General features: G+C 44.2%; 13 protein-coding genes and 1 pseudogene. 4 read left to right on the top strand and 10 right to left on the bottom strand.

What is annotated here, in order from left to right; genetic code table 11:
• Positions 1-62 precede the first annotated feature (62 nt).
• Positions 63-917 carry a LysR family transcriptional regulator gene (locus tag KI742_RS03360; RefSeq protein WP_064353625.1) on the top strand — a complete coding sequence of 285 codons (855 nt, stop codon included), beginning with the start codon at positions 63-65 and terminating at the stop codon, positions 915-917.
• Here the strand turns inward: KI742_RS03360 and KI742_RS03355 are convergent.
• Positions 859-1,638, bottom strand: a complete 780-nt coding sequence (locus tag KI742_RS03355) for a TSUP family transporter (protein ID WP_017821480.1) — start codon at positions 1,636-1,638, stop codon at positions 859-861. The two genes, KI742_RS03360 and KI742_RS03355, sit on opposite strands and share 59 nt — an antisense overlap.
• A gap of 249 nt (positions 1,639-1,887) precedes the next feature.
• Here KI742_RS03355 and KI742_RS03350 point away from each other — a divergent pair.
• Together KI742_RS03350 and KI742_RS03345 are read left to right on the top strand one after the other, a co-directional pair.
• Positions 1,888-2,803: pseudogene (locus KI742_RS03350) on the top strand (hypothetical protein).
• Positions 2,793-3,212: a hypothetical protein gene (locus tag KI742_RS03345; RefSeq protein WP_285385156.1), complete on the top strand. Its 420-nt coding sequence runs from the start codon at positions 2,793-2,795 to the stop codon at positions 3,210-3,212. The pseudogene KI742_RS03350 and the gene KI742_RS03345 overlap by 11 nt, the downstream one beginning before the upstream one ends.
• Positions 3,213-3,287: 75 nt before the next feature.
• On the opposite strand, the gene carB is transcribed toward KI742_RS03345, so the two are convergent.
• The 5 genes from carB to secA all read right to left on the bottom strand — a co-directional run bounded on the left by carB (position 3,288) and on the right by secA (position 12,362).
• Positions 3,288-6,521 carry a carbamoyl-phosphate synthase large subunit gene (gene carB / locus KI742_RS03340; protein WP_005381854.1) on the bottom strand — a complete coding sequence of 1,078 codons (3,234 nt, stop codon included), beginning with the start codon at positions 6,519-6,521 and terminating at the stop codon, positions 3,288-3,290.
• A gap of 16 nt (positions 6,522-6,537) precedes the next feature.
• On the bottom strand, positions 6,538-7,677 hold the full coding sequence (gene carA, locus KI742_RS03335) for a glutamine-hydrolyzing carbamoyl-phosphate synthase small subunit (RefSeq protein WP_017821483.1): 1,140 nt from the start codon (positions 7,675-7,677) through the stop codon (positions 6,538-6,540).
• Positions 7,678-8,158: 481 nt separating this feature from the next.
• Complete coding sequence (gene dapB / locus KI742_RS03330) at positions 8,159-8,968, bottom strand: 4-hydroxy-tetrahydrodipicolinate reductase (RefSeq protein WP_005381860.1); 810 nt, start codon at positions 8,966-8,968, stop codon at positions 8,159-8,161.
• A gap of 110 nt (positions 8,969-9,078) precedes the next feature.
• Positions 9,079-9,477, bottom strand: a complete 399-nt coding sequence (mutT, locus tag KI742_RS03325; RefSeq protein WP_047102010.1) for an 8-oxo-dGTP diphosphatase MutT — start codon at positions 9,475-9,477, stop codon at positions 9,079-9,081.
• 155 nt (positions 9,478-9,632) lie between these two features.
• Positions 9,633-12,362 (bottom strand): preprotein translocase subunit SecA, encoded by a 2,730-nt coding sequence (gene secA / locus KI742_RS03320; protein WP_047102008.1) that lies wholly within the window; start codon positions 12,360-12,362, stop codon positions 9,633-9,635.
• Positions 12,363-12,769: 407 nt separating this feature from the next.
• On the opposite strand from secA, the gene KI742_RS03315 reads away from it, so the two are divergent.
• Entirely contained in the window at positions 12,770-13,228 is a 459-nt protein-coding gene (locus KI742_RS03315; RefSeq protein WP_033906094.1) for a DUF721 domain-containing protein, read from the top strand.
• A 113-nt stretch (positions 13,229-13,341) separates the two neighbouring features.
• Here the strand turns inward: KI742_RS03315 and lpxC are convergent, their stop codons facing one another.
• From lpxC to KI742_RS03295, 4 genes are all read right to left on the bottom strand, one after another.
• Positions 13,342-14,259 (bottom strand): UDP-3-O-acyl-N-acetylglucosamine deacetylase, encoded by a 918-nt coding sequence (gene lpxC / locus KI742_RS03310; RefSeq protein WP_005381871.1) that lies wholly within the window; start codon positions 14,257-14,259, stop codon positions 13,342-13,344.
• Between the two features lie 101 nt (positions 14,260-14,360).
• Positions 14,361-15,599 (bottom strand): cell division protein FtsZ, encoded by a 1,239-nt coding sequence (gene ftsZ, locus KI742_RS03305; protein WP_017633617.1) that lies wholly within the window; start codon positions 15,597-15,599, stop codon positions 14,361-14,363.
• Positions 15,600-15,629: 30 nt separating this feature from the next.
• Positions 15,630-16,892: a cell division protein FtsA gene (gene ftsA, locus KI742_RS03300; RefSeq protein WP_005372946.1), complete on the bottom strand. Its 1,263-nt coding sequence runs from the start codon at positions 16,890-16,892 to the stop codon at positions 15,630-15,632.
• The gene (locus tag KI742_RS03295; protein ID WP_005387393.1) at positions 16,885-17,667 is read right to left on the bottom strand and encodes a cell division protein FtsQ/DivIB; all 783 of its coding nucleotides are present in this window, start codon (positions 17,665-17,667) and stop codon (positions 16,885-16,887) included. Before KI742_RS03295 ends, ftsA begins: the two co-directional genes overlap by 8 nt.
• Positions 17,668-17,722 lie beyond the last annotated feature (55 nt).

Raw genomic sequence — 17,722 nt, 5'->3', positions numbered from 1 at the left:
TTCGCCAATTCTTGGGCAATTCGCTAAATTATCTCAACCATTCCTAACTTTCATTAATCATTATGTTGCTTGAAGGTATTGAAACGTTACTTGTCCTCAGTAAAGAAAAAACCATGAGCCGCACAGGCAGTCAACTCTATATTAGTCAATCTGCCGTGAGTAAACGTATTTCAAATCTAGAGAAGAAGTTAGGAAAAAAATTGATAGAGCCAAATGGTCGGCACATAAAGCTGACCTCCGATGGCCTTGCCCTCATAAACACAATAGAACCCACGTTCAATGAGTTAAGAGGAAAAATCCACGATCAACAACAAATAGAAGATACTTCTTTAATCAAAATGGACTGCTCTGAAACCTTAGTGGCGGGATACCTCAGCATGATCATGGCAGAACACTTTGCCCATGATCAGTACATACGAATATCGACCAATCATACGCCACGCATTATTGAGAATGTGAAATCAGGCAAAGCAACATTGGGATTTTGCGCTGGCTATCTACCACCTCATCATGGATTAATGAGCCTTCACCTCGCCGATGAACCTTTCTCAATTGTCAGTCGACATTCACTTTCACAACTACCTAAAGCTATTTTGACCAATGACCTAACTAACCCTGCCAACACATATCAACAAGCTATTTTATCCAAACACGGAATCGAACCTTTGATGGAAATGGATTCGTATACTGCGGCAGCACAACTGGCTTTGGGAGGTATGGCTCCCGCTTTAATCCCTAAATCTATCCTAACGACACTTAATATCACATCTAAGTTCTGCTATGACTTTGAAGAGCTAGATCAGTTAGTTCGACCAATACATATCTGCTTACGTCACAGCACATATCGTAGCGAGCGAGTTAAAGCACTGACAGAATCCATTGCTGATGTTGTTGCCAAAGAAGTTTCGTTGCCATAAGCATCGACATCACTATAACTAGAGGACGAATCCATTTTTGCCCTTTACTTACCACGACCTTCGCCCCTAACTGAGCACCAAGAAAACCGCCAACAGCCATAGTTAAGCCAAGCTTCCACACTGGCAACCCAGCTAAGATAAAAAAGAGTAGTGCCGCTATGTTTGACGTGAAATTGAGGATTTTGGTTCTAGCTGTGGCTTCGACCAAAGAAAAGTGACCTAGTGCAACAAAACAAACAGTAAAAATAGATCCAGTCCCAGGGCCAAAAAAGCCATCATAGAAACCGATCCCGCCACCAATGCATAGCGCAAACATCGCTTCAGATAACTTTGGTTCTCCATCGATTTTTCGCGTACTTGGCGCGAGTAAAAAATAGAGGGAAATGGCTATCAAAAGAACAGGGATCAAACTGGTGAGTACGCTAGCATCAATAAACTGCACAGCCTCGGCACCGATTGCAGCGCCTATAAAAGTGCAGAGTATCGCAAAACGCATTTCCTTTAAGCTAACAATACCGTTACGCACGAAATACCAGCTAGCAGAGAAACTGCCAAACGAACTTTGTAACTTATTGGTTGCTAGAGCTTGAGTCGGACTCAACCCCGCAGCCAAGAGCGCAGGGAGCGTAATGAGCCCTCCCCCACCAGCCATCGCATCAATAAAGCCTGCGGCAGTCGCAACCAAAAATAAGGCCAACAAAATTTCAACCGTGATTTCCACTACACTTCCTTTTTGAAGAGGTATCAAAGAGGAAGAAACGGTAGCACTTATTCACAAAACTACCAATGGAAAGTCAAGACACCAATCTATTCCTAATTTTCATCAGTCAATAAATCTAGAGAATGATACATTAAAAATATCAATTACATCCAAATATAGAGCCTCACCTCAAGAGCCTCTTAATATTTTGATAGAAAAAGAAAATGCTGTCTTAATAGGAAATATTTAATCTGATAAAAAACGAAAATAATGGAAGCCTTACTAACTCGACCATCAATAAAAGAGCAGCAATTACGCTTAAAAATCGAACAGATAGTGAATGTTAATCAGCTATTCAGCGTTATTGACGCTAAACCAGAGACTAGCGGTGCGGGTGTAATTTATATTGATAACAAATTCACCGTTGTACGCTTAAGAGACTTTAAATCCACATGCCATATCAATCCTACCTTTATCATTCTACGAGAACCGATAAAATTACAATCATCTCAAGAATTTGCAAAAAAAAATAAAACAGGAAGAGTCAAAATCAAGATTCAATCAAGAGCTTCTATCAGCGAGCATTAGCTGTATTGGTGCAGCGATTGGCTGGATTGGGGTAGTTGGTTCGGGGCTAACAATACCAGTAAGTGGTCCTGTGGGCGTAACTATGTCCTATATCTCACACGCCGCTACTGTTGCTGCCACAGCTCAATGTGCTATTGGAGTAGCAAGAACCCGTATGGTATCTAAATCACCAGACAAATTATCGGATATAGACAGTAATGAGTGGTATCAAAATACAACTAAAGCTTTAGATTACATCTCCTTAGCTGGAGCGGGCGCTAGTGGATATCAAACGATAAAAATGGTTCAATCTCTTAAGCAAACCACTAAGAAAGGCGTTCCCGAGATTCTAAAAGGCTTAAACAGACAAGAAAGAACAAGATTAACTAAAGAAATCATCCGTAAAAACCTTCCGAGCATTTCGAATAAAGCTCGTAAACAGCTAATGTTGTCAGGAGAAATTCCTAAGAGGTATTCACAAGCAACAATATCCGCATCCATTTCTCATCAGCTTCTAGATGCAATTGGAGGCTCAATTAGCATAGTAGGAAGCGGTTATTCGGGAGAGTTAAGAAATCTTGCAATTGGAATCTATGAGGAATTGAAAGTTGAATACTAAATCAATTAGCATAGCAAACATCTCACTAAGTATATGTTTATACTTGGCATTGACTATTGGTCTGGCTATTAGCTTGAGCATTTGGAATGACTGGTTTTCTTTCACTCAACACATTGCTCTAGATACTTACCTTCTTACATTGGGAGCTATTACGGTTGTTTTTGTATGCATTCCAAACATTCTGACAATAAGCAAAGGATTAAGTATTGCTGCAAAAATAAACTTACTTACTATCTCTTTTATCATTCTCACTTGCAGCATTAATTTTGTTGCAGCAAGTGGTAGTACTATTTCTTCATCTTTGGGTACATTGCTTGCCATCATTAGCTTAATGATCTTCAAAAGCGAAGCATACCAATCGTTCCTAGCACACTTTAATGCTCTTCATTTTAGAAAAACCTCGATATAAAAAAGCCCGCTCAAATGAGCGGGCAATGAGGTTGTCATGTAAGCCCTGATTAATGAGCTTACTGATTTTTATCTGTTACGCGTCTAGACTCGCTTTCACTTTAGCGTGCAACTCTTGAACCGAAGTTACTGACGCTTTTGCGTCTGCAGTATGAGACATACATGTAGCGAACGCTGCATTCAGTGTCGTTGTGTAGTTCACTTTTTCTGCCAGTGCACCACGGCGTAGAACTTTCGAATCTTCAATCGCTTGACGACCAGCAGCCGTGTTTACGATATAGGTGTATTCGTTGTTCTTGATGCGGTCAAGAATGTGTGGACGACCTTCGTGTACTTTGTTTACCAAACGTGGGTTAATACCCGCTTCGCCCAGAATTACAGCAGTACCGTGTGTCGCATCCAACTGGTAACCCAGTTTCACTAACTTAGAAGCTAGGTCAACAACACGCTCTTTATCACCTTCACGTACAGACAGTAGCGCACGACCACCTTCAGGATAAACCGCACCACAACCTAGCTCTGCTTTCGCGTAAGCTTCTGCGAACGTTGCACCCACACCCATTACTTCACCTGTTGAGCGCATTTCAGGGCCCAATAGAGGGTCAACACCAGGGAATTTGTTGAACGGCAGAACCACTTCTTTCACTGAGTAGTAAGGAGGGATAATCTCTTTAGTAAAGCCTTGTGACTCTAGAGATTGACCCGCCATTACACGTGCAGCGATTTTCGCTAGAGGAGCGCCTGTCGCTTTCGATACGAATGGTACCGTACGAGCAGCACGAGGGTTCACTTCAATTAGATAAACGTCGTTGTCTTTCACAGCAAACTGCGTGTTCATCAAACCGCGTACACCGAGTTCGAATGCTAACTTCTCAACTTGCTCACGCATCTTGTCTTGAATTTCCTGACTTAGCGTGTATGCAGGCAGTGAACATGCAGAGTCACCAGAGTGAACACCCGCTTGTTCGATGTGCTCCATGATACCACCGATAACGACGCGTTCACCGTCACAGATAGCATCAATATCAACTTCGGTTGCATCATCCAAGAAACGGTCTAGCAGAACTGGAGACTCGTTCGATACGCTTACTGCTTCGTTGAAGTAGCGACGCAGGTCTTGCTCGTCGTATACGATTTCCATCGCACGACCACCGAGTACATAAGATGGACGAACAACTAATGGGAAGCCAATTTCTTTCGATTTCTCAACCGCTTGCTCCATCGTTGTTACTGTCGCGTTTTCTGGCTGAAGTAGACCTAAACGGTCAACAGCGGCTTGGAAGCGTTCGCGGTCTTCCGCACGGTCGATAGCATCTGGGCTAGTACCAATGATTGGCACACCAGCCGCTTCTAGAGCACGAGCCAGTTTAAGTGGCGTTTGACCACCGTACTGAACAATCACACCTTTTGGTTTTTCAACGCGAGCGATAGACAGTACATCTTCCAGAGTTACTGGCTCGAAGTACAGACGATCAGACGTATCGTAGTCAGTAGATACCGTTTCTGGGTTACAGTTAACCATAATGGTTTCGTAACCGTCTTCACGCAGCGCAAGTGATGCATGAACACAACAGTAATCGAATTCGATACCTTGGCCGATACGGTTTGGACCGCCACCAAGAACCATGATCTTATCTTTGTCTGTTGGGTTTGCTTCACATTCTTCATCGTAAGATGAGTACATGTAAGCCGTGTCAGAAGAAAACTCTGCTGCACATGTATCCACACGTTTGTAAACCGGATGAATATCAAACTGCTCACGAGCACGGCGAATTTCACTTTCAGCGACACCAAGCAATTTAGACAAGCGAGCATCAGAGAAGCCTTTGCGTTTCATCTGACGAAGCACTTCTTTGGTCAAACCTGCGTAGCCGCCCGCCTTGACTTGTTCTTCGAGTTTTACAATTTCTTCGATTTGAACCAGGAACCAGCGGTCGATTTGAGTCAAGTTGAACACACCGTCGACTGACATACCCGCTCGGAATGCATCGGCGATGTACCAGATACGCTCTGCACCTGCTTCTTTAAGTTCGTGACGAATCTTAGTCAGTGCATCTGGCGCTTCCAGATCGACCATCTCATCAAAACCAGTTGCGCCAACTTCTAGGCCACGCAGTGCTTTGTGAAGAGATTCTTGTTGGTTACGACCAATCGCCATTACCTCACCAACCGATTTCATCTGAGTTGTCAGACGATCGTTTGCACCAGCAAATTTCTCGAAGTTAAAGCGAGGGATCTTAGTTACGACGTAGTCGATAGTTGGTTCAAATGACGCAGGTGTTGCACCACCTGTGATGTCGTTTTGTAGTTCGTCTAGCGTAAAGCCAACAGCCAGTTTCGCGGCAATTTTCGCAATTGGGAAGCCTGTTGCTTTTGATGCTAGCGCAGAAGAGCGAGATACACGCGGGTTCATCTCGATGATGACCATACGACCATCTTTCGGGTTGATACCAAACTGTACGTTTGAACCACCTGTTTCAACACCGATTTCACGCAGAACAGCTAGCGATGCATTACGCATAAGCTGGTATTCTTTGTCAGTCAGTGTTTGTGCTGGAGCAACCGTGATTGAGTCACCCGTATGGATGCCCATTGGGTCAAAGTTCTCGATTGAACATACGATGATACAGTTGTCCGCTTTGTCACGAACGACTTCCATTTCGTACTCTTTCCAACCGATGAGTGACTCATCGATAAGAAGTTCGTTGGTCGGAGATAAGTCCAGACCACGACGACAGATTTCTTCGAACTCTTCTTTGTTGTACGCGATACCACCACCAGTGCCACCCATGGTGAACGATGGACGGATGATACAAGGGAAGCCAACCATATCTAAAACTTTGTAAGCTTCTTCCATGCTCTTCGCTGTATCTGCGCGAGGACACTCAAGGCCGATAGACTTCATCGCTTTATCAAAACGAGAACGGTCTTCCGCTTTGTCGATTGCATCAGCCGTTGCACCAATCATCTCTACGCCAAACTCTGCGAGAACGCCGTGCTTCTCTAAATCTAACGCACAGTTAAGTGCTGTCTGACCACCCATAGTTGGCAGAACTGCATCAGGACGTTCTTTCTCGATGATCTTGCGTACAACTTCCCACTGAATCGGCTCGATGTAAGTCGCATCTGCCATCTCTGGGTCAGTCATAATCGTTGCTGGATTAGAGTTAACTAGGATAACTCGGTAGCCTTCTTCGCGAAGAGCTTTACACGCTTGTGCGCCAGAGTAGTCAAACTCACATGCCTGACCGATAACAATCGGACCAGCACCAAGAATTAGAATACTTTGAATGTCAGTACGTTTTGGCATTATCTACTACTCCGAATTAAGCGCTGTGTTTTTTGATTAGTTCGATAAAGTGGTCAAATAGCGGTGCCGCGTCATGTGGACCAGGGCTCGCTTCTGGGTGACCTTGGAAGCTAAATGCTGGCTTGTCTGTGCGGTGGATACCTTGCAAAGAGCCATCAAATAGCGATACGTGAGTAGCACGTAAGTTTTCCGGTAATGTTGCTTCATCTGCCGCAAAGCCGTGGTTTTGCGAGGTAATCATCACAACGTTACGCTCTAAATCTTTTACTGGGTGGTTTGCACCGTGGTGACCAAACTTCATTTTCACCGTTTGCGCACCTGATGCTAGCGCCAGAATTTGGTGACCTAGACAAATACCAAAAATTGGCAGGCCTTTTTCTAGGAACACTTTGGTTGCTTCAATCGCGTAAGTACATGGTTCTGGGTCACCAGGGCCGTTTGATAAGAATACGCCATCTGGATTTAGTGCCAGAACTTCTTCCGCTGACGTTTCTGCAGGTACAACCGTTAAGCGGCAGCCACGGTCAACCAACATTCGTAAGATGTTGCGTTTTGCGCCGAAGTCGTAAGCGACAACGTGGTATGGCAGCTCGCTGTCATCTTTCGCCTCTGGAAGTCCACCTTCAAGCGTCCACGAACCTTGCTTCCATTGATACGCTTCTTTTGTTGTAACTTCTTTCGCAAGGTCCATTCCTTTTAAGCCTGGGAATTCTTTTGCTTTCGCTAGTGCCAAAGCTTCGTCTAGGTTGTTGCCCGCAACAATACAGCCGTTTTGAGCACCTTTTTCACGCAGGATACGAGTGAGCTTACGAGTATCGATATCAGCGATGCCAACGATATTTTGAGACTTAAGATAATCAGAGAGGGATTGTTCGTTACGGAAGTTAGAAGCGATTAGAGGAAGATCGCGAATCACAAGGCCTTGTGCATGAATGGAAGAGGATTCTTCATCTTCGGAAGTGGTTCCGGTATTGCCAATGTGAGGATAAGTGAGAGTGACGATTTGCTGAGAATAGGAAGGATCAGTGAGGATTTCTTGATACCCCGTCATCGAGGTATTAAAAACGACTTCACCAACGGAAAGACCATCTGCCCCTATGGACACTCCGCGGAACACTGTCCCATCTTCTAGGACCAACAGTGCTAATTTACCCAAGACAACCTCCAGAATAAAAATGCAAAAAAAATAAATCAAACTGCAAACATGCCTTCCTTTACCTATAAAATCTACATAAATAGGTATTTCAGACAAATTGGCGGTATTCTAAAGTTGGACTCGAAACCTGTCAACCTACAATCAAAAATAAATGATTAATTTCTAGCGAGTAAGGTCATTTTGAATCAGTAAGGCCCAAAAAAATAACTTTTACATGCTATTACATAGAGAGGCATAGAGGTTTAATGAATTTTACAAATTTGAACTTTTTAGAGATCACAAAAAAGTATGAATTTTTCACGCAAACGTTCACTCGACAAAAAAGACATTAGTTTTTAGACATCAAAACCCAAAACACCCACAAAACAACCAAAACAACGACAAAAGTAAGCACCAAAATACTTTCTGTTAGAATCATTTCATTTACAAATAATTCTATAGATATAAAAAAGCCGGCTACCGCCGGCGAATAATTATGTATTTAGAGTTCATTCAATCCCAAAACATCTGTCATGGTATAAAAGCCCGCTGGTTTGGCACTCAACCAAACAGCGGCCTTGACGGCGCCATTAGCAAACGTCATACGATCGGTCGCTTTGTGCGTTATCTCCACTCGCTCCCCGATATCAGCAAACATGGCTGTGTGCTCACCGACAATATCGCCAGCGCGAATTGTAGCAAAGCCGATCTCATCTTTAGTACGTTCACCTGTGATACCTTCTCGCGCATAGACAGCTACATCATTCAGCTTGTTGCCCATCGCACCAGCAATGGCTTCGCCCATCCCGATAGCGGTACCAGAAGGAGCATCAACTTTATGACGATGATGTGCTTCGACAATCTCAACATCACAGTAGTCGCCCATCACTTTGGCTGCTTTCTCAAGAAGCTTAAATACTAGGTTCACACCAACAGAGTAGTTAGGAGCCATGACAACAGGCACTTGCTTAGCGGCTTCGTCAATCAGTTCACGCTCTGCATCACTGAAACCAGTCGTCCCAATCACAATACTCTTTCCATGCTTCTTACACAGTTCAAGATTCGCCAACGTACTTACTGGGGCAGTAAAATCGATGATTACATCAAAATTATCGACGTCTTTAGCAAGATCATCCGTTAAGAACACATCGAATTTGCCTTCACCACAAAGTTCACCGATATCGACACCGACAAGTGAGGACTCAGGTCGTTCTGATCCCGCGCTCACTGTCGCCTCTGGGTTAAGGTGTGAAGCTTTAACCAAATTACGGCCCATTCGGCCTGCTGCTCCTGCGATTGCAATACGAACCATTGCGCTTTCTCTCCTTCTCTGGATAACGAGGTTTGCTCTCGTTCTCTCGTTTCGCTTAATCTATTTAAACTAACAACATACCGTGGTTACCACAAGCAAGTTCATCAGGCTTAAGCGAACTCTTTTACGACACGCTCCAAGATAGGCACGTTCGCTTCAGGAAAGGCATAGTTACCCAATTCTCTTATCTCAACCCAGCAACCTTCTTGACCTTCTCGGCCGTAAGGCTCATTACTGAACTTAGATACCGTAATAAAATCAAACTTAAGTGATTTGTCTGGATAGTCATATTCCAAATGCTCGAAAAGGGCTTGCTCAGTAACTTCAATTCCTACTTCTTCTTCAAGTTCTCTTGCTAGAGCATGTTCAATACTTTCTCCTGACTCGACTTTCCCGCCGGGAAACTCCCAAAACCCGCCTTTATGCTTGTCGTCTGGACGCTTTGTAATAAAAATTTTTGATTTGTCTTGGTTAAAAATAATAGCCGCGACTATGTGAATTCTTTTCATAGGGGTTCCTAACTCTCAAGCCGTTACACTTCAACGGTCTTTGCATCTCTAAAACTATCCGATGCTATCAAAACTTATGAAATTCGACAGCCACAGAATTTGCTTAAAAAAAGAGCCGCCTAGGCGACTCTTTAAAAAATTATCTGACTAATACGTTAGTCGATCTTGCCGTGGCACTGTTTATACTTCTTACCACTACCACAAGGGCAAGGCTCATTGCGACCTACTTTACGTTCATCACGTACCATTGGCTGACTTGAGCCTTCTTCAGATTCTTCACCTTCAGAAAGAGGGTTTTGTGCTGCTGCGTGTTGCGCTTGAGCACGACGAGCGGCCTCTTCAGCTTGCGCACGACGTTGCTCTTCCATACGTTCAACTTCTTCTTGTTGCTGGACTCGAACGCGAGATAGAACAGTAATCACATCAGTTTTCAGCGCTTCTAGTAGACCTTCAAACAGTTCAAACGATTCACGCTTGTATTCCTGTTTCGGGTTCTTCTGCGCATAGCCGCGTAAGTGAATACCCTGACGCAAGTGATCCATTGCTGCCAAGTGCTCTTTCCAAAGCGTATCCAGAGTTTGAAGCATAACCGATTTCTCGAAGTTACGAAGCACTTGCGCACCCACCACTTCCTCTTTCTCTTTATACACTTCAACGGCTAGATTGATGATCTTCTCGCGTAGCGCCTCTTCGTAAAGCTTATCGTCTTCTTCAAGCCATTGCTTCACTGGCGCATCAAGATCGAAGTCTGCTTTCAAGCGCTCTTGCAGACCTTCAACGTCCCACATATCTTCTAGTGATTGTGGCGGGATGTACTCATCAATAACCGCTGTTAGCACATCTTCACGGTTTTGCTCGATCATACCGCTGATGTCTTCAACGTTCATCAATTCGTCGCGCAGCTCGTAGACAACCTTACGCTGATCGTTCGCCACATCATCGTATTCTAGTAGCTGCTTACGGATATCAAAGTTACGACCTTCCACTTTACGCTGTGCTTTTTCAATTGAGCGAGAAAGCATTTTCGATTCAATTGCTTCACCTTCTTCCATACCACTTTGGATAAGGCTCGCCATACGATCAGAAGTGAAAATACGTAACAAAGAGTCTTCCATAGATAGGTAGAAGCGAGATGAACCCGCATCTCCTTGACGACCAGAACGACCACGTAGCTGGTTATCAATACGGCGAGATTCGTGGCGCTCAGTACCAATGATGTGTAGACCACCAGCATCTAGTACTTGATCATGTACCACTTTCCACTCTGCTTTAATCGCATCGATTTGTTCTTGAGTTGGGTTCTCCAAAGCTTCCACTTTTGATTGCCAACTACCGCCAAGCACAATGTCCGTACCACGACCGGCCATGTTGGTCGCGATAGTTACCGCACCAGGCATACCCGCTTCAGCAACAATTTCCGCTTCCTTTTCATGGAATTTCGCATTCAGTACGTTGTGTTTGATCTTCGCTTTCTTCAATGCGTTAGAAAGAAGTTCTGATTTTTCAATCGATACGGTACCAACCAATGTTGGCTGACCTTTCGCAACGCGCTCTTTGATATCTTCAATGATTGCAGCAAACTTCTCAGCTTCGGTACGGTACACCACATCCGGCATATCGTTACGAATCATTGGTTTGTTGGTTGGGATAACCACCGTTTCCAAGCCATAAATAGATTGGAACTCAAACGCTTCAGTATCCGCAGTACCTGTCATACCAGACAGTTTTTCGTATAAGCGGAAGTAGTTCTGGAAGGTAATCGAAGCCAAAGTTTGGTTTTCGTTTTGAATCTTAACGCCTTCTTTCGCTTCTACTGCTTGGTGAAGACCTTCAGACCAACGACGACCTGGCATTGTACGACCAGTATGTTCATCAACAATTACTACTTCACCTTCGTCAGTAACGATGTAATCAACGTTGCGCTCAAACAACACATGAGCACGCAAAGCGGCATTCACGTGATGTAACATGCTGATGTTAGTCGGAGAGTAAAGTGTGTCACCCTCTTCCATAAGACCATTTTTCACCAACAGTTCTTCAACGTACTCTTGGCCCGTTTCTGTGAGGTATACTTGCTTTGATTTCTCATCAACAGTGTAGTGACCATCACCACGATATTCTTCAGAGTCTTCTTTGTCTTGCTTTTTAAGATGCGGGATCAAAAGGTTGATTCGGGTGTATAGCTCAGAGCTATCTTCAGCAGGACCAGAAATGATCAAAGGAGTACGAGCTTCATCAATTAGGATTGAGTCCACCTCATCGACAACTGCAAAGAAGCGATCACGCTGTACACGGTCTTCGCTACGGAAGGCCATATTGTCACGAAGGTAGTCAAAACCAAATTCATTGTTCGTTCCGTACAAGATGTCAGCTTGGTACGCTTCTTTTTTCTCTTGAGGAGGCATGTTTGGCACGTTTACGCCAACAGTCATACCTAAAAATTCAAATAGAGGGCGGTTTGTCTCTGCATCACGTTTAGCTAGATAATCGTTCACTGTTACAATATGAACGCCTTTACCAGCTAGGGCATTTAGGTAAGCAGGAAGCGTTGCCGTCAGCGTTTTACCTTCACCCGTACGCATTTCCGCGATTTGACCCGCATTTAGAACCATACCGCCGATAAGCTGGACGTCGAAGTGGCGCATACCGTAGACACGCTTAGATGCTTCACGAACCGTAGCAAAAGCTTCTGGAAGTAGTTTATCAAGAGTTTCACCCTTCTCTAGGCGCTCACGGAATTCAACCGTCTTTGCTTTTAACTCTTCATCACTTAGAGCCTCGAATGTTGGCTCATAGTTATTAATTTCTTTTACAATTTTTCTAAGGCGGCGCAGTGTTCGGTCGTTGCGACTGCCAATCACTTTTGTCAGTAGCTTAGTTATCATTTTTCGTGAATCTCTCTTTATTCAGACCGTTCCCGATCTACTCATAATGCCTTCAGTCTCTGCCAGTTTGGAACTAAGAATACTGAGATAAATCATTTATCAAAGATATTGAGTTCAAACATCCATATTTCAAGGCTAAGTTTTGAAACAATGTGGCTTAGTGTAAGGATTTTTAATCGATACAACCATAAATAGACGTATTTGTTTGAAGCACTCTGAAGTTTTTACTTAAAGTGGTGACTGATTAGCCGATATTGCATACCGCAATATGTGTAATCCATCCAGAGCAAACTTTGCTTTTTACCTTGCTACATTGTAAAACTGAAGCTAAAGACGTTAATGTAAACTATACCTTGATAGAAAGCTGCTCTAGAATAGCTATATCTCAACAAAATTAGATTTTACCTATGCGTGATCACCGTCCAACCTCGACTGAAGATGTTATTGCTGAGTCACAGTTCAAGCAGATTCAAGAACATGCTGGAGAAATCTTACAGCTTAACCAAGCTTTGCAAGAGGTCTTACCCACGGGGACGGCCGATCATTGCCGAGTAGCGAATGTTCGTAACGGCCATCTATTGATCGATGTCTCTAGTGCCGCGATCAAAATGAAGATCGATTACGATCGCCTCATGATCCTAAATAAACTTCGTACTCAAGGCTTTGCCAAGCTGATGAGCGTTGAAGTGAGGATCAATCCTTCACTATATCGAAACCGCTTTCAACAAGACGACAGACCTAAGCGTCCACCACTAACAGAATCTGCAGCAAAGTCATTAATGACGATTGCCGACATGGCGCCACCGAAAATTCAAGAGCGTTTAAAACGATTAGCCGATATGGCAGAAAAGGAAGATCGTAAGTGAACGTTATTTCAATATGCTGAAAGCTTGAATGTTATTGATAAATCCAGGATTAAAGCCAAATAGCAAAAAACCAGGCATAAGCCTGGTTTTTTATTAATTCTAATGCCAAGTATTTACGCAAGCACCATATTTGGTTCTGCGAATGCTACTGGTGAGCCGACTTCTTCTTCGAATGTAGTCCACTCCCACGCTTCCTGATCTGCAAGAACAGCACGTAACAGTTGGTTATTTAAACCGTGGCCAGATTTAAAGGCACGGAATTCACCAATGATTGGGTGGCCACACATGTAAAGGTCACCAATCGCATCCAACACTTTGTGAGTCACAAACTCATTTTCAAAGCGTAGACCTTCTTCATTAAGAATACGGTAATCATCCAAAACGATAGCATTGTCAAAACTACCACCCAAAACTAGGTTTTGAGATTGTAGATATTCGATATCACGCATAAAGCCAAACGTACGTGCTCGAGAAATCTCACGAACAAAGCCTTTTGACGAGAAATCAAACAGCAAACGTTGCTCGTCTGATTCAATCGCTGGGTGATTAAACTCAATTTCGAAGTCCATACGGAAGCCGTTAAATGGTACAAATTCTGCCCATTTATCACCATCTTCAAAACGAACTGGCTTTTTGATACGGATGAAGCGTTTTGGCGCATTTTGCGTTTCGATACCTGCTTGTTGTAGCAAGTATACAAATGGGCTTGCACTACCATCCATGATCGGAATTTCAGGTGCGTCTACTTCGACAACAATGTTATCGATGCCCATACCAGCAAGTGCCGCATTCAAGTGCTCAACAGTTGAAATACGCACACCTTCATCGTTTACCAATGCAGTACAAAGCATGGTGTCACGAACCGAAGCTGGATCAGCTGGAAAATCTACAGGTGGATTTACATCTGTACGACGGTAAATGATACCTGTATTTGCAGCAGCCGGGCGCAGAGTAAGTGTGACTTTACGACCAGAGTGGAGACCCACACCAGTTGTTTTCACTATTTCTTTCAGAGTACGTTGTCTGATCATCTGCTTGCCTCTCAAAAATTTGCTACAAAACACGGCCGTCTGTAACGTCGACCGTGAATGCTACCATAATTTTGAGCCATGTCAAATTTATGGGTTAAAGATTAATCAGCCTGACGACGCAAAAATGCCGGTATATCTAAATAACCACTTTCCTTTTCTTGCTTTGGAGCCGCAGAACTTTGGCTCGACGAAGCTGGAGAAGAAGGAGCAGTGTTTGTCGGCTGAGGAGTTACCTGTGGCTTCTCTTGCACTTGATTATTCTGCAAAGTCTGTGCCGGCTTTTCTTCAGCTTGCGTTGCCGCTGCTTGTTGCTGTGGTTGAGCTTGCGGCGTCGGTGCCACTTTCGCTTTACCACCCGCAACTAGCGTGATATCTGGCTTTTTCTCATTACCAATACCTGTCGCTACAACTGTTACGCGGATTTCGTCAGTCATATCAGGGTCTAGAGAAGTACCGATAACAACTGTCGCATTGTCAGAAGCGAATGCCTTCACTGTATTACCAACCGTCTCAAACTCGTCAAGACGCATATCCAGACCAGCAGTAATATTGACAAGAACACCACGAGCGCCCGCTAGATCGATGTCTTCCAGAAGTGGGCTAGAAATTGCCATTTCAGCCGCTTCTTCAGCACGGTCTTCACCTTTGGCGATGCCGCTACCCATCATTGCGTGACCCATTTCAGACATTACAGTTCTTACGTCCGCAAAGTCGACGTTGATCATGCCAGGGCGAGTAATTAGCTCAGCAATACCTTGAACGGCATTCTTAAGAACATCGTTAGCGCTTGCAAAAGCTTCTAGTAGTGTTACACCACGACCAAGTACTTTAAGTAGCTTTTCGTTTGGAATCGTGATCAAAGAGTCAACATGCTTAGACAGCTCATCGATACCTTGCTCAGCAAATGCCAAACGCTTTTTACCTTCAAAACTAAACGGTTTAGTTACTACCGCTACTGTTAGAATGCCAAGCTCTTTAGCCACTTCAGCAATAACAGGCGCTGCACCAGTACCGGTACCGCCACCCATACCAGCTGCGATAAACACCATATCGGCGCCAGTCAGGGAATCTTTAATTCGATCTCTGTCTTCGAGAGCTGCGTCACGGCCAACCTGTGGATTAGCACCTGCACCCAGACCTTTAGTGATATCACCACCGATCTGAATAACATTGCCAACGCTTGTCTTACGAAGTGCTTGCGCATCAGTGTTGACGCTGATGAATTCCACACCTTCGATGGATTCACGCACCATGTGTTCAACAGCGTTACCACCGCCGCCACCAACCCCAACGACCTTGATTACTGCATCGTCAGACATTTCCATCATCGGTTCAAACATGTGTTGTCTCCGTTTATCCTGCAACTCAGGTTAAAACTCTTTTTGTATCCAGTTACGCAATTTATCGAAAAAGCCAGTTACAGATGAGCGTTTAGGTTCATTATAATCGCTATCGTCGCTAGACTGCATGTCTCTTGCGTAATGAAGTAATCCAACTGCCGTAGAATGGTACGGCTCTTTTACATAGTCAGTTAATCCGCTGACTTCGAGCGGTTTGCCGACCCTTACTTGATTGCGGAATACGCGTTCCGCACATTCTACCACTCCGTCCATTTGCGCAGCACCGCCGGTGAGTACAACTCCCGCAGCCAGATGGTGCTTGATACCCTCTTCGCGCAATTTTGCTTGTACAGAGTCGATAGTTTGGTTAACCAGTCCCATAAGCTCAGAGTAGCGTGGCTCAATCACTTCTGACAACGTTTGACGTTGCAGGCTACGTGATGGTCGTCCACCTACGCTTGGTACATTAACCGTGTCATCCTTACTGACCAGTTCACTCAAAGCACAGCCATATTTGACTTTTATTTCTTCAGCATCGCTCACTGGCGTGCCAAAAGCAAAAGCAATATCACTGGTTACAGCATTTCCTGCGTACGAAAATACTTCTGTGTGACGTAACGCACCGCCAGTCCAGATGGCCACATCCATCGTGCCGGCGCCAATATCAACCACACAAACTCCAAGCTCTCTTTCATCCTCGGTGATTACTGCGTTACTAGCAGCAAGCCCAGAAAATACAAGTTGTTCTACTTTAAGGCCGCAGCGTTCTACCGCCTTAATAATGTTGCGTGCCATGTCATTATGGCATGAGATAAGGTGGACACTCACTTCCATTCTTACCCCAGATAAACCAAGCGGATTTTTGATTCCTTCTTGGTAATCAATGGTGAACTCTTGTGGGATCACATGAAGAATTCGCTGTTCATCACCGATTTTAATCGATTTTGCGGTATGGATAGCGCGATCCATGTCTTCTTGAGACACCTCTTCATCAGAAATCGTGCCCATACCTTTTTCAATTCGGCTTGCGATATGCTTACCAGACAACGAAATGAAGACTCGGCTGATCTGGCACTCTGCCATTAATTCAGCTTGATCAATTGCACGTTGTACTGATTTTACAACCGACTCCAAATCATTCACGCCACCTTTATCCATGCCACGTGAGGGGCTACTACCTGCGCCAATAATATTAATTTGACCGTCTGGTAAAACCTCACCCACTAGAGCCGATACGGTTGCAGTGCCTATATCAAGACCAACAATAATGTTGTCATCAGCGGCCTTAGTCATCTGTACTCTCTTCTAACTCTTGTTCAGGAAACCAACCAACTGCGGCTCCTGTATCGTACCTAAGATCGATATAACTGATTCTTTGCGTGTCACTGCCAAGCTTGTTATAGAGCTTAAAAAAGCGCTCTATACGCTCAAGAAGAGACTCTTTACCGAGCTCTAATCGAATACCGTTATCAAGGATGATTTGCCAAGCTCGTCGCTCGTTTAATACCAGAGACGATATCGCTAAACCCAATTGCTGAAACTTAGGACTCAAATCACGGTAAGTCTGTAAGACTTCCGGTCCGCTATCTTTGGGTCCGTACAGCTTCACTTTTTCTTCTTGCAACAGAGCAACATCTCCATCAAAAACGAACCCGTTTTTATCTAACAGTTCGTTGCCATTCCAAATGGCTTCTGGTTGATGCTCCGTCAAAAAAACTTTTACTGTATCCGGCCACTGCTTTCGGATTGCGGCATGCGCTACCCATGGCAGAGCTTCGACACTTTGCTGTAATACATCAATATCCTGAGACATAAATGTACCGATGTGATCAATTCGACTAAATGCAGCCTGCACATCGTCAGCTTGGACATACTCCAGTTTCCCCTGAAGTACTATTTTGGAGAGAGGTAACCTTTGGTCATCCCACATCCAACTGATCGCCGCGTACAAAACAGAACTAATTAAAGTCACAACCACAACGAAAAATAACGCACCCAAGATTTTTTCTTGGCGACCACGGTTGTTGCCCGTGTTTGGTCGCTCGTCATTCAGTGCAATATTCAACAACGTCTTCGTTTCCTGACTTTTGTCGTGTACTTTTTACCCATATAATTGCGCAGAG

The organism is Vibrio sp. D417a (assembly GCF_030248595.1).
Classification (GTDB): domain Bacteria; phylum Pseudomonadota; class Gammaproteobacteria; order Enterobacterales; family Vibrionaceae; genus Vibrio; species Vibrio alginolyticus.
The sequence above is the reverse complement of the archived record's forward strand: the minus strand, read 5'-3'. Positions and strand labels throughout refer to the sequence as shown.